A 13,174-nucleotide genomic window follows, 5' to 3' on the forward strand; every position below is an offset into this window, starting at 1 on the left:
GATATGGAATTACTAATGACAAGATTGCATGAAGCCACTGTGTTGTTGTATGCCATCAGTATGCTTTTATATTTTATTGATTTCCTTAATAATAACCAGAAGGCGAACAGGGTCGCCTTCTGGTTGCTTTCTATTGTTTGGGTACTGCAAACAATTTTTTTGTTTCTGTATGTGTTGAAAACGGGAAGGTTCCCGGTATTGACGATTTTTGAAGGCTTATATTTTTATGCATGGGTCCTCATATCGTTATCTTTAATCATTAACCGATTGCTAAGAGTCGATTTTACGGTCTTTTTTACGAATGTATTAGGTTTCATGGTCATGGCCATCCATACATTTGCACCTGTTCAAATAGAATCCCAAGTGCTTGCACAGCGCCTGGTTTCAGAGTTATTGCTCATACATATCACTTTTGCCATCCTATCTTATGGGGCATTCACGCTTTCTTTCGTTTTTTCACTTTTATACTTAATTCAATATGATTTATTGAAACGGAAGAAGTGGGGAAAACGCCTCCTTCGACTCGGCGATTTAACAAAGCTTGAGCATATGTCTTATGTCCTTGCAGTAATAGGCGTACCATTATTAGTGGTCTCCCTCATCCTGGGGATTCAATGGGCTTATATAAAAGTGCCCGGGGTTTCCTGGCTGGACATGAAGATCATCGGCTCATTCATTTTGCTTGTCGGATACAGTGTGTTTTTATACTTGAAAATTCGGAAACAGATGTATGGAAGGACGCTAGCCTTTCTGAATATTGGATCTTTCATGATTGTGTTAATTAACTTTTTCCTTTTCGGAAGCCTTTCAACATTCCACTTTTGGAATACATAGGAGGAAACTATGAGAAAAATAATTGTCGGTTCTAGACGTAGTAAATTAGCGATCACCCAAACGAACTGGGTAATCGATCAACTTAAAGAACTTGGGGTCCCTTACGAGTTCGAGGTCAAGGAAATTGTCACAAAGGGTGACCAAATCCTTGATGTAACACTTTCCAAGGTAGGCGGAAAGGGCTTATTCGTTAAAGAAATCGAACAGGCGATGCTGGATAAAGAAATTGATATGGCAGTACATAGTATGAAAGATATGCCTGCAGTGCTGCCTCAAGGCTTGACGATTGGCTGCATACCACCGAGGGAGGACCATCGGGATGCCTTGATTTCAAAGAACCATGAAACCCTTTCCGAACTGAAGTCCGGTTCCATCATAGGTACAAGCAGCTTGCGCCGTGGTGCTCAAATTTTGGCTAGAAGGCCGGACCTTGAAATTAAATGGATTCGCGGTAATATCGATACCCGTCTGAATAAGCTGAAAACGGAAGATTATGATGCTATCATTTTAGCAGCGGCCGGACTATCAAGAATGGGATGGGAGAAGGAAATCGTAACGGAATTTTTAGATGAAGATATTTGCATTCCCGCAGTTGGACAGGGAGCACTTTCCATTGAATGCCGTGAAGAAGACAAAGATCTGTTGGCGGAACTTGCGAAATTGACCTGTGAAAAAACGAAAAGAACAGTTGAAGCGGAACGTGCCTTTTTGGATAAAATGGAAGGCGGATGCCAGGTGCCGATTGCCGGATTTGCGGTGGCGAAGGATAATGGATCCGTTTCCTTGACGGCTTTGGTCGCTGCCCCGGATGGAAAGGTGATTTATAAAGAAATGGTTGAGGGAGCTGATCCCGAAGCGGTCGGGCATGCTGCCGCCAAACAGATTAGCGAAATGGGCGGTAAAGAATTGATCGATCGCGTAAAAGAAGAGCTTGATCAGTAATGAATCCCGTTCAACCTCTTAAGGGTTATCAGGTTTTAATCACCAGAGGGAAAGGACAGGCAGATGGTTTAAAAGAGTCGATCGAGAAAAATGGCGGAACGCCGCTTCTTGTGCCATTGCTTGAGTTCACTCTTCCTGATCATATGGAAGATGTAAAACAGCGGTTGGATGAGTTGCTTACATATGACTGGATCATTCTGACCAGTCAAAATGGGGTGGATTTCTTCTTTAAGCTTCTTGGTAAACAGCCTTTAAAGCTTCCGAAAATAGCCGTAATCGGCTCCAAAACAGAAGCGGCCCTGAAACGCCATGGATATAAGGCGGATTTCGTTCCAGCTCAGTTTGTTGCCGAAGGGTTCGTTGCGGAGTTCAATACCCTGCTTGATCCGGGGTCCCGCGTGTTGCTGGCAAAAGGAAATCTCGCGAGGGCGGTTATTGCGGAGGCTATCAATGAAGCTGGTTCATCCTGTGATGAAGTGATTATCTATCATACCGCGCTTCCAAGAAGCAGTGAAAAAAAAATGGTGCAGCTTATAAAGAACCATGATATCGACATCATAACCTTTACGAGTTCATCGACGGTCAATCATTTTTTACAGATCATGAAACGTCATGAATTGGATACATACATAGACCGGATCATCATCGCATGCATCGGGCCGATTGCCGCTAAAACGGCTGAAAAACATGGGCTATCCGTCGATGTCTGTCCAGATGTTTATACGACGGATGCCATGGTTTCGGAGTTAATACGCTTTATTTTGAAAAGAAGTAAAAAGGGAGGAACTTTAAAATGAAAAACATTCCATTCAATCGCCACCGTCGCTTGCGTGCAAGTGCTGGCATGAGGGCTTTAGTCCGTGAAACACAATTGCATAAAGAGGATTTGATCTATCCGATCTTCGTCATCGACGGGGAAAATGTGAAAAATGAAATCAACTCTATGCCAGGCATCTATCAGTTATCCATGGATAATCTGGGTGCCGAAATGGATGAAGTCGTGAGTCTGGGCATTAAGTCAGTCATTTTATTCGGTGTTCCCTTTGGTCATGATAAAGACGAACAGGGCACAGGGGCATTTCATCACAACGGACTTGTGCAAGAGGCTACCCGTTTTATTAAAAAACAATATCCTGAAGTCATTGTCATTGCGGATACCTGCCTTTGTGAGTATACAAGCCATGGCCATTGCGGGGTCGTTGAAGGGGAAAGAATCCTCAATGACGCCTCTCTTGACCTTCTTGCCAAAACGGCAATCAGCCAGGCAGAGGCCGGTGCCGATATCATTGCCCCTTCCAATATGATGGACGGTTTCGTTGCGGCCATCCGTGCAGGTCTGGATGAAGCGGGTTATGAAGATATTCCGATCATGTCCTATGCGGTGAAATATGCTTCGGCTTTTTACGGCCCATTCCGTGATGCTGCGAATGGTGCGCCACAATTTGGCGACAGGAAAACTTACCAAATGGATCCCGCCAATCGCCTTGAAGCGTTTCGTGAAGCTGAATCCGATGTTGCTGAAGGTGCGGACTTCCTAATCGTGAAACCAGCCCTTTCCTACATGGACATCATCAGGGACGTTAAGAATAACTTTAATCTTCCGGTTGTTTCCTATAATGTCAGCGGTGAATATTCAATGGTAAAGGCGGCTGCCCAAAATGGCTGGATTGATGAAAAAGCGATAGTGATGGAAATGCTGACAGGCTTGAAACGCGCAGGTTCCGACTTGATCATTACGTATTTTTCAAAAGAGGTTGCACGCTGGATAAACGAAGATAATCAATGATGATAAAAAATATAACCTGTTATGGAAAAAGGGGATTGAATCATGCGGTCATATGAAAAATCGAAAAAAGCGTTTGCCGAAGCAAAAAATTTGATGCCAGGCGGCGTGAACAGCCCAGTACGTGCATTCAAATCTGTGGACATGGATCCCATTTTCATGGAGCGCGGAAAAGGCTCAAAAATGTATGATATCGATGGAAATGAATATATCGACTATGTTCTTTCATGGGGACCGCTAATCCTGGGTCACACGAATGACCGTGTCGTGGAATCTTTGAAAAAGGTAGCGGAATCAGGTACAAGCTTTGGTACCTCTACGCTGATTGAGAATGAACTGGCTAAGCTGGTCATTGAACGGGTGCCTTCGATTGAGATGATCCGGATGGTATCTTCAGGAACCGAGGCGACGATGAGTGCACTAAGGCTGGCACGAGGCATTACAGGCCGTGATAAAATCCTGAAATTCGAAGGTTCCTATCATGGCCATGGCGATTCATTGCTAATCAAAGCGGGTTCCGGCGTTGCAACATTAGGTTTACCGGATAGCCCGGGAGTACCGGAAGGCATTGCGAAAAATACGATTACCGTAGCATATAATGATCTTGCTGCAACCAAATATGCGTTTGAACAATTTGGCGAAGACATCGCCTGTATCATCGTAGAACCTGTTGCAGGGAACATGGGCGTGGTTCCGCCGCAACCTGGTTTCCTCGAAGGCTTACGTGAAGTGACGACCCAATACGGAGCGCTTTTGATCTTTGACGAAGTTATGACAGGGTTCCGTGTCGGCTATAATTGTGCACAAGGCTATTTTGGCATCGTACCGGACCTGACTTGCCTTGGGAAAGTAATTGGCGGCGGCTTGCCTGTCGGGGCATTCGGAGGCAAGCGCGAATTCATGGAACAAATTGCTCCGAGTGGGACAATCTATCAAGCGGGAACATTGTCTGGTAACCCTCTTGCCATGACGGCCGGCCTTGAAACGCTGAGCCAATTGACTCCAGAATCTTATGATGAGTTCACCCGAAAAGGGGATATGCTCGAAAAAGGAATAGGAGAAGCAGCGGAAAAGTACGGAGTTCCCCATACATTCAACCGTGCCGGTTCCATGATTGGACTTTTCTTTACCAATGAAGAAGTCGTAAACTATGAAACAGCAAAAACATCCGATTTAGAGTTTTTTGCTTCTTACTATAGGGAAATGGCGAATCAAGGCATCTACTTGCCGCCATCGCAGTTCGAAGGTTTATTCCTTTCCACTGTACATAGTGATGAAGATATCGAAAAGACCATTGCAGCGGCAGAACAGGCTTTTGCAAAATTAAAAAAATGATGCAAGGCTTCAAGAACTACTGCTATATTCGATAATAATAAATTTGAACTGGCTACCATTTTTCCAAAATTTTTGGAGAAAGGTAGCCAGTTTTTTTGAATTCAACCAGTACGTGGAAGAACCGAATCAAACGGTGAAGGCCGAATTAATATGGCGGTAGATAGAAATAAATGGAGGTATGGCGAATTAATATGGAGCTAGGTCGAATTAATAAGACAGTAGGCCAAATAAATGGTATCATGCCGAATTTTTCAGGCCGATTGATACAATCCAGCATTAATTTTAGCCTGAAAGAATTTACTCTCCTTCTTATTAAAAGGTTCAGGAAATATAAGGTCTGGAGTGTTGCAAATGAAATTAAGGAATAATCAGCTTCCTTCCCTCATAGATTGATATTGGTATAGGTACCGTTTCCTGAAGCTGAAAGGAGGAGTTGTCTTGTCGCAAGAAAATGAATCGTATTTACGATTTTCTTTAGAGGAATCCGTTTGGTTCCAGAAGGGACAGGAAGTGGCTGAGCTATATTCCATTTCCCTTGATCCAAATGTGTCGATTCAAGAAAGTGATCAATATGTTTTTATACGAGGCTCGTTAGATTTAAGCGGTGAATACAAAGATTCGCAAAATGGTGAAGATGAGGAGTTTTCGCAGACCTTTTTGCCAAAAGCGGTTCAAAAGGTCGAGAGGCATCCCAATGGACTTAATGAGTTCACACACCGTTTTCCGGTTGATATAACGATTCCCAATAATCGGATTGCCTCATTGGATGAGGTCGATGTCTCGATTCAAAGCTTTGATTATGCCCTGCCGGAGCATAACTGTTTGAAATTGCAGGCGGACCTTTTGATAACCGGAATCTATAATGATTCATATGTGGAAGAACGGTTCGATACTGAGCAGGAAGTTGGGGAAACAGAGGAACAGGAAGAAACGGATGGGGAAAATGAGTCATATATTCCTTATGCAGCTGCAGTGCCGCCAATCCCGGATTTTCAGCCTGTTTTCCGTGATGAGGAGGAAGAAGAGTTATACACGCCTTTTTCTGCAGAGGCAAAACGAGTTTCTGAAGCAAACGAAGAAGAAGAAGAAGAAGAGGAACCGATTTATTTAAGCGATCAGCATAATGCCCCAGTTTTTGAAATTCCCGTTTCACCATATCCTGAAGAGGAGGAGTGGGAAACGGAAGTGCATAGACAGGAAGAAGCTGAAGCTGTAGAGGAAGAAGTAATGGGTGATCCGCCTGACTCCACGGAAAAGGTACCTTCCATGGGTGAGGCGATACTGGAGGAAGAACCAAGCAGGCAGGATTCCATGGAGAAGATGGAGATTCCTAAAGTGACATTGAGAGAAGAAGTAGTAGAAGTGCCAAGTCATGCAACCAATCATCAAAATAGCCCAGTTTCAAATTTAGAAACCGAGGATGTCAACTGGCAGGAAGAAGCTGAAGTCACAGCGGGTCCTATCCTTAATGAGAATGTGAAGGTGGAGCAGGAAGAGGAATCCAATTCGTCCATAAGCGATCTATTCAAAAAGAGGGAAAGACCTGCGCCTCCGGCTAAGGAGGGTAAGAAGGAGGGTAAGAATTTTAAAGGCAGGAAACAAGCCGCGGAACGTGATGATAAAGAAACGGCCGATCATGATGAAAAGCAGACTTCGATCATGGATTTATTCGGACGGAAACAAGAAGAAGAACTGGTAAGGATGAAGGTTTGCATTGTTCAGCAAGGGGAAACGCTTGATGACCTTGCTCAACGATATGATGTTACGGTTCAATCGATACTTTTCAGCAATGAATTGGAATCGAATCAGAACGTCCATGAAGGGCAAGTCATCTATATACCGAAGGCGGTTGCATATAAGAATTGACCAGGACAGAGAGCAGAGCATATGGTCTGCTCCTGTTTTTTAGGTGCTAGGGGAATTGGATTGTTTAGTTTTTTTAGAGAAAGTGAGTGAGTCTCGTGAGGGAAAACGAGAATCAACAGCCTGCGAATCGGGATCAGGACACAGAGACCGTATTGAAGGAATATGCCATGTATGTACAATATATTGAGGACTTCGGGCGTGTAAAAAAAGTATACAGTGATCGCGGTACATTTGCCCTGAAATCCATGCTACCGCAGAACGGCATGGATTTTATCAAAAATGTTCAAAAACTGTACCATCGCGGCTATAATCGGATCGTTCCGATTTATCAAACGATGGATCAGCGTTACACCGTTCTTCATAATGGACGTTTGTATTACCTGATGCCCTGGCTCAATGATGAAAGGGACGGGGAGCGTGATGAAAAACATAAGCAAATGTTCAGGGAGCTTGCTCGGATGCATACACTTTCCGTTAAGGAAATACAAGTGGATATTGAGGAACGGGAAGCCCATTATGAGCGGACGCTTGATGCCTGGAATAACGAGAAGGAATTTATGGATGAGTATATTGTCAGCTGTGAAAAGAAGTGGTATATGTCTCCATTCGAACTGACGGTTTGTTCTTTCTACAATGATATTTCACAGGCGCTGAAATACTCGATCAAGAAGTTTGAAACTTGGTATGAAAAGACGAAGGAAAGTGAAAAGGTTCGAACCGTGGTCACGCACGGAAAGTTTTCTTTGAAGCATTTCGTTTATGATGAGCGGGGATATGGCTACTTCATCAATTTTGAGAATTCGAATACGGCACCGCCGCATTTCGATTTACTGCCATTTCTCGTTAAATCGGCCAGGACCTATCCTGTCCAATGCGATGACTGCGTTGACTGGCTCTATAACTATTTTCGTTATTTTCCGTTGAAAGAAGATGAATTGCTGCTCATGCAAAGTTATCTGGCATTCCCTGGATCAGCATTGGAATTAGTGAAGGGTTATTCCGATGGCAGGGGCCATCGTTCAGAGCTTGATAATGTCACTCAACTGCAGCGGCAATTTTGGCTGCTGAAAAATATTGAATATATGGTGATGAAAATCGAAGAAATCGAACAGCAGAAAAAGGCGGCTGCCGAGGCTGCCAAAGAAGAACAATCACCCCCAAGCTAAATATACATGATTGGATCATCTCCAGTCATGTATATTTTTTTGGCTGTAAGGGAATAATTAAATCCATTCGAAATATAAAGACATGGCCAGGAAAATAAATGCGATTAACAGGAGCATATCGAAGAAAGTCGGGAAAATCAGCGTACGAATTCCTTGGAATACGATAAAGGGTACGATGAACTGCTGGCAGACCCCGCGGAATTTCTTCATCCAAGGCGGTAAAGTGTAGGGAGAATATCTTCGCTTTTTCATATTAATACCTTCCTTTACAGGACTTCTTATATTCTATGGGTGGGTAGTGGAAAAGGTGAAAAAGCCGTCACATTCATTGTTCTAGGTGGATAAAATAAAGAAAATGACCTTGAATGTATGAAATGGGATGGTTCCTGGGAAAGTAAGCGAAAAGATGATTGACTGGAGCCCCATATTTTTTGTACTATATACTATATGCTTTCAATGATTTTACATATGAATATAAATCAATGCAAAGACCGGAAATAGTAAGATGAAGTGCACTTTTCAGAGAGGAAACCAAATTGGTGCGAGGTTTCCAGGCAGCAGCATCCGAAGTCGTCCGCGAGCAGTCTCCGTGAACATCTTAGTAGCGAAGGCCGGTGAAGAGCCGTTATCCGATTTGAGAGCCGAAAGAGATTTTTTTCTTTTTCGGAAAAAAGGTGGCACCGCGAACAACTTCCTTCGTCCTTTTGTGATGATGGAAGTTTTTTTATGCCCAAAAAGGAGGAAATGATATGGAAGAGAACCAAATTTCTATGCCGACTAAATATGATCCGCAGACGATAGAGAAAGGCCGCTACAAATGGTGGCTTGATGGAAAGTTTTTCGAAACGACGGGTGACGATAAAAAAGAACCATATACGATTGTCATCCCGCCGCCTAACGTGACAGGTAAGCTTCATCTTGGCCACGCTTGGGATACGACACTTCAAGATATATTGACACGCATGAAAAGGATGCAAGGCTATGATGTTTTATGGTTACCAGGCATGGACCATGCCGGTATCGCCACTCAAGCGAAAGTAGAACAGAAACTTCGTGCGGAAGGCGTGAGCCGTTATGACCTTGGACGTGAAAAATTCGTAGAAGAGACATGGAAATGGAAAGAGGAATATGCGAGCCATATCCGTGAACAATGGTCAAAGCTGGGTCTTGGACTTGATTATACACGTGAACGCTTCACTCTTGATGAAGGGCTTTCAAAAGCTGTACGCGAAGTGTTCGTTTCGCTTTATAACAAGGGCTTGATTTATCGCGGCGAATACATCATCAACTGGGATCCATCAACGAAAACGGCGTTATCCGATATCGAGGTTATTTACAAAGATGTGCAGGGCGCATTTTACCATATGAAATATCCGTTGGTTGACGGATCAGGTGAAATTGAAATTGCCACCACCCGTCCAGAAACGATGCTTGGCGATACTGCTGTTGCTGTACACCCTGAAGATGACCGTTATAAACACTTGATCGGCAAAATGGTCCGCTTGCCAATTACAGGCCGGGAAATCCCGATTGTCGGTGATGATTATGTCGATATGGAATTCGGTTCAGGCGCGGTCAAAATTACTCCTGCTCATGATCCGAATGACTTCGAAATCGGGAACCGTCACGATTTGGAGCGCATCCTTGTCATGCATGAAGATGGCTCGATGAATGAAAAGGCCGGTAAATATGAAGGCATGGACCGTTTTGAATGCCGTAAACAAATCGTCAAGGACCTTCAGGAAGAAGGAGTACTCTTCAAAATCGAAGATCACCTTCACTCAGTTGGCCATTCAGAGAGAAGCGGTGCTGTTGTTGAACCATATCTTTCGACTCAATGGTTCGTTAAGATGCAGCCGCTGGCTGATGCATCCGTTGAGCTTCAAAAAGGAACCGATGAGGAAAAGGTTCATTTCGTACCGGACCGTTTCGAAAAAACGTACCTGCATTGGATGGAAAATATTCGCGACTGGTGCATTTCCCGTCAGCTTTGGTGGGGTCACCGCATTCCAGCCTGGTACCATAAAGAAACAGGTGAAGTGTATGTAGGTCACGAAGAGCCTGCGGACGCTGAAAACTGGGAACAAGATACAGATGTTCTGGATACATGGTTCAGCTCGGCATTATGGCCGTTCTCGACTATGGGCTGGCCTGACAAGGACAGTGTCGATTTCCAACGTTACTATCCAACCGGGGCACTTGTAACAGGTTATGATATCATTTTCTTCTGGGTATCGCGGATGATTTTCCAAGCTCTTGAGTTCACAGGTGAACGACCATTTGAAAATGTGCTGATCCATGGCCTGGTTCGTGACGAACAGGGGCGCAAGATGAGTAAATCGCTTGGCAATGGTGTCGATCCGATGGATGTCATCGATCAATACGGTGCCGATTCCCTGCGTTACTTCTTATCTACGGGCAGCTCGCCAGGCCAGGACCTTCGTTATAGTACGGAAAAAGTGGAAGCGGTTTGGAACTTCTCCAATAAGATTTGGAACGCCTCCCGTTTTGCTTTGATGAACATGAATGGCATGACTTATGACGAAATCGATTTAAGCGGTGAGAAGTCTGTAGCCGATAAATGGATCTTGACGCGTTTGAATGAAACGATTTCCAACGTAACCAGACTTGCGGACCGTTATGAGTTTGGTGAAGTTGGCCGTGTGCTTTACAACTTCATTTGGGATGATTTCTGTGACTGGTATATTGAAATGGCGAAGCTTCCGCTATATGGCGAAGACGAAGCAGCTAAGAAAACGACGCGCTCGATCTTGGCCTATGTACTGGATAACACGATGAGATTATTACACCCGTTCATGCCTTTCATTACCGAAGAAATCTGGCAGAACCTACCGCATCAAGGTGAGTCCATCACTGTTGCCGCTTGGCCGGAAGTGAATGAAGGGTTGACAGATACAGCTGCAGCCGAGGAAATGAAGCTGCTTGTTGAAATCATCCGCTCCGTCCGTAATATCCGTGCTGAGGTGAACACACCGCTAAGCAAAAAAATCAATTTGATTTTAAAAGCGAAAGATGAGTCAATCTTAGGGACATTACAGAAAAACAGCAGCTATATCGAGCGTTTCTGTAATCCTGAACAATTGACGATCGGAATCGAAGTCGAAGAACCTGCTCAAGCCATGACAGCTGTCGTAACTGGCGTAGAATTAATCCTTCCGCTTACAGGACTGATCAATATTGACGAAGAAGTGAAACGTCTTGAAAAAGAACTCGACAAACTTAATAAAGAAGTAGAGCGCGTACAGAAAAAATTAGGCAACGAGGGCTTCGTTAAAAAGGCGCCGGCAAGCGTCATCGAAGAAGAGCGTGCCAAGGAAAAAGACTATAGCGAAAAACGCGACTCTGTAATCCACAGGATCAGCGAACTGAAACAACTGTAAAACAAAAGGATGAACCAGCTTTATGCCGGTTCATCCTTTTTGTGTTTAAACGCTATTTAAGAAAAATATTAAGTTAGGAAGATATTCTTTCTTTTATGAATGCAAGGTACTCCCATACGATATTCATATCACTTAGTGCACTTAATGTCCGGCTGCCGACGACATCCTCGATTTCGTTGAGCATGAGGCTGCCATCTTCGGCAAATATGAAATCGATACCGACCAGGCCAAAATCAAACGACCCCATTACTCTTTCAACAAGGGCTAATTCGGATGCAGTCAGCTCATATAGAGAAGCCGATCCGCCCAGCGTATAATTAGCCTTGAAACTGGAAGCGGACTCCCTAAGTACAGCAGCCTTCACTTTTTTACCAACCACAAAGACGCGGATATCCCTTCCGAATAAGCCAGGTTTTTGGACTATCCAATTTCCATCATTCAGATCGGCAAGATCTTCGGCATGCTCGATTAGATATACTTGTTTCCCGCCGCGGCCACGAGTTTCTTTAGCAATGAATGGGAACTCCATGTCATCGGCACTCGGCCTTCCGTTACAATATACCGTATCGGCCATTGGAATCCCCAGTGAGGACAAATATTGATGCGTCTTTGCTTTGTCATTCGCGATTTCCGATACGAAGGAGGAGTTAAAGCAAGCAATCCCCAATTGCTCCAGTTGCTTTGTGAAAAAAGGGTCAATTGTCCGGACGATAGCAAAGTCCGGCAATGAAATTGGCTGCGTCCCATGTTCCACGTACAACTCGTTGAAATGATGACCGATTCTAAGGTCTTCCCGAAAGTGAAAGTGTAAATCAAGATCAAGCTTACTGGCTTCGTCAAGCATCCAATCTATGTATCCCTTATTTTTCAGGGCATCCTCACGGTTATAAATCAACCAGCCTGCTAGTTTTTTCATCAGATGCACTTCCTTTTCCTAATTCTTTCAAAATATAATCGAACATGCTATCAGCGATGTTGATGCCTGTACATTCATAAATATTCAGTAAATGCGAATTCGAATTCACTTCGCACAAAAGCGGACCTTCTTCACCGAACAACAAATCGACGCCAGCGAAGTCGGCACCGAGAATTTGCGCACATCGGATGGCAAGTTGTGCTTCTTCACTGGTGGGTATATATGGTTCAGCCTGCCCCCCGGCAGTCATATTAGCTCGGAAGTCTTGTTCGGAATGGCGTTGCATCGCTGCTATGACTTGATTGCCCACGACATTCACACGAATATCCCGACCTTTACTGTGCTCGATGAATTCCTGGATGATAAATGGTTTGTGGCCAAGGTTACGGATCGTCTTTAGTAATTCATCCTCTGTTTGGATTAAATATACTTGTTCCCCAAAAGAACCGTATGCTTCCTTAACGATAAGAGGATACCCAAGTTCATTGCCGATGTGTATAAAAGCATCCATATTGACCCTTTCAATCCCTTCGTACGTAAAAGGGGGAAATAAGGTTTTCGGCATCGGTATGCCATGCCCGGTTAATGCTTGATGTGTTTTTGCTTTGCTGTCGCAAATATCGATCGCTGTACTGCTGTTATATACGGGGATGCCGAGCAATTCCAAATGGCGTGCCAAATGAATGTCTTTATCCATGAACAGAACAAAATCAGGCAGCTTATCAAAGGCTCCTTTAAGAAGTGGCACTCCTTTTTCGATTATGGGAATGAGATCTGAATTACGGATAAGGGTTGCCATGATATCTTTCCTTTCGGCCGCCTCTTTAATGAATAAAGCTAAACTGGAAAACTTATCATGCTGTAAATAGCCGTTAACGACAATCCAACAGTGGAAATCTGAAGGTTTCATGGTAAAACACTACCTTTCATC

General features: G+C 44.0%; 11 protein-coding genes and 1 other annotated feature. Of the genes, 8 read left to right on the plus strand and 3 right to left on the minus strand.

The annotated features are described in order from the left end of the window. Window positions 1-3 precede the first annotated feature (3 nt). From QFZ73_RS19315 to ysxE, 7 genes are all read left to right on the plus strand, one after another. A complete protein-coding gene (locus QFZ73_RS19315; protein WP_251429058.1) occupies window positions 4-834 on the plus strand; it encodes a cytochrome C assembly family protein in 831 nt (276 codons plus the stop codon). A gap of 9 nt (window positions 835-843) precedes the next feature. Then, entirely contained in the window at window positions 844-1,776 is a 933-nt protein-coding gene (gene hemC, locus QFZ73_RS19320) for a hydroxymethylbilane synthase (protein WP_251429055.1), read from the plus strand. Further along, window positions 1,776-2,573: a uroporphyrinogen-III synthase gene (locus QFZ73_RS19325; protein ID WP_307269548.1), complete on the plus strand. Its 798-nt coding sequence runs from the start codon at window positions 1,776-1,778 to the stop codon at window positions 2,571-2,573. The genes hemC and QFZ73_RS19325 overlap by 1 nt, the downstream gene beginning before the upstream one ends. Then, on the plus strand, window positions 2,570-3,562 hold the full coding sequence (hemB, locus tag QFZ73_RS19330) for a porphobilinogen synthase (protein ID WP_307269551.1): 993 nt from the start codon (window positions 2,570-2,572) through the stop codon (window positions 3,560-3,562). The genes QFZ73_RS19325 and hemB overlap by 4 nt, the downstream gene beginning before the upstream one ends. Window positions 3,563-3,604: 42 nt before the next feature. After that, window positions 3,605-4,894, plus strand: a complete 1,290-nt coding sequence (gene hemL / locus QFZ73_RS19335) for a glutamate-1-semialdehyde 2,1-aminomutase (protein WP_251429048.1) — start codon at window positions 3,605-3,607, stop codon at window positions 4,892-4,894. A gap of 438 nt (window positions 4,895-5,332) precedes the next feature. Then, complete coding sequence (spoVID, locus tag QFZ73_RS19340; RefSeq protein WP_307269556.1) at window positions 5,333-6,760, plus strand: stage VI sporulation protein D; 1,428 nt, start codon at window positions 5,333-5,335, stop codon at window positions 6,758-6,760. A 95-nt stretch (window positions 6,761-6,855) separates the two neighbouring features. Further along, the gene (gene ysxE, locus QFZ73_RS19345; protein ID WP_307269559.1) at window positions 6,856-7,926 is read left to right on the plus strand and encodes a spore coat protein YsxE; all 1,071 of its coding nucleotides are present in this window, start codon (window positions 6,856-6,858) and stop codon (window positions 7,924-7,926) included. A 57-nt stretch (window positions 7,927-7,983) separates the two neighbouring features. Here ysxE and QFZ73_RS19350 read toward each other — a convergent pair whose 3' ends face one another. Further along, entirely contained in the window at window positions 7,984-8,178 is a 195-nt protein-coding gene (locus tag QFZ73_RS19350) for a hypothetical protein (RefSeq protein WP_251429042.1), read from the minus strand. Window positions 8,179-8,404: 226 nt separating this feature from the next. Continuing rightward, window positions 8,405-8,633 (plus strand) — a binding site (T-box leader). A gap of 42 nt (window positions 8,634-8,675) precedes the next feature. Here QFZ73_RS19350 and QFZ73_RS19355 point away from each other — a divergent pair. Further along, window positions 8,676-11,327 carry a valine--tRNA ligase gene (locus tag QFZ73_RS19355; RefSeq protein WP_251429041.1) on the plus strand — a complete coding sequence of 884 codons (2,652 nt, stop codon included), beginning with the start codon at window positions 8,676-8,678 and terminating at the stop codon, window positions 11,325-11,327. Window positions 11,328-11,400: 73 nt separating this feature from the next. Here QFZ73_RS19355 and QFZ73_RS19360 read toward each other — a convergent pair whose 3' ends face one another. Both QFZ73_RS19360 and QFZ73_RS19365 read right to left on the minus strand, forming a co-directional pair. Next, window positions 11,401-12,243, minus strand: coding sequence for an ATP-grasp domain-containing protein (locus QFZ73_RS19360; RefSeq protein ID WP_307269565.1), 843 nt, complete (start codon window positions 12,241-12,243; stop codon window positions 11,401-11,403). Next, window positions 12,212-13,153 (minus strand): ATP-grasp domain-containing protein, encoded by a 942-nt coding sequence (locus QFZ73_RS19365; RefSeq protein ID WP_307269567.1) that lies wholly within the window; start codon window positions 13,151-13,153, stop codon window positions 12,212-12,214. Before QFZ73_RS19365 ends, QFZ73_RS19360 begins: the two co-directional genes overlap by 32 nt. Window positions 13,154-13,174: the final 21 nt, after the last annotated feature.

Origin of the sequence: Peribacillus sp. V2I11, from assembly GCF_030817135.1 — a bacterium.
In the GTDB taxonomy this organism is placed as follows: domain Bacteria; phylum Bacillota; class Bacilli; order Bacillales; family DSM-1321; genus Peribacillus; species Peribacillus simplex.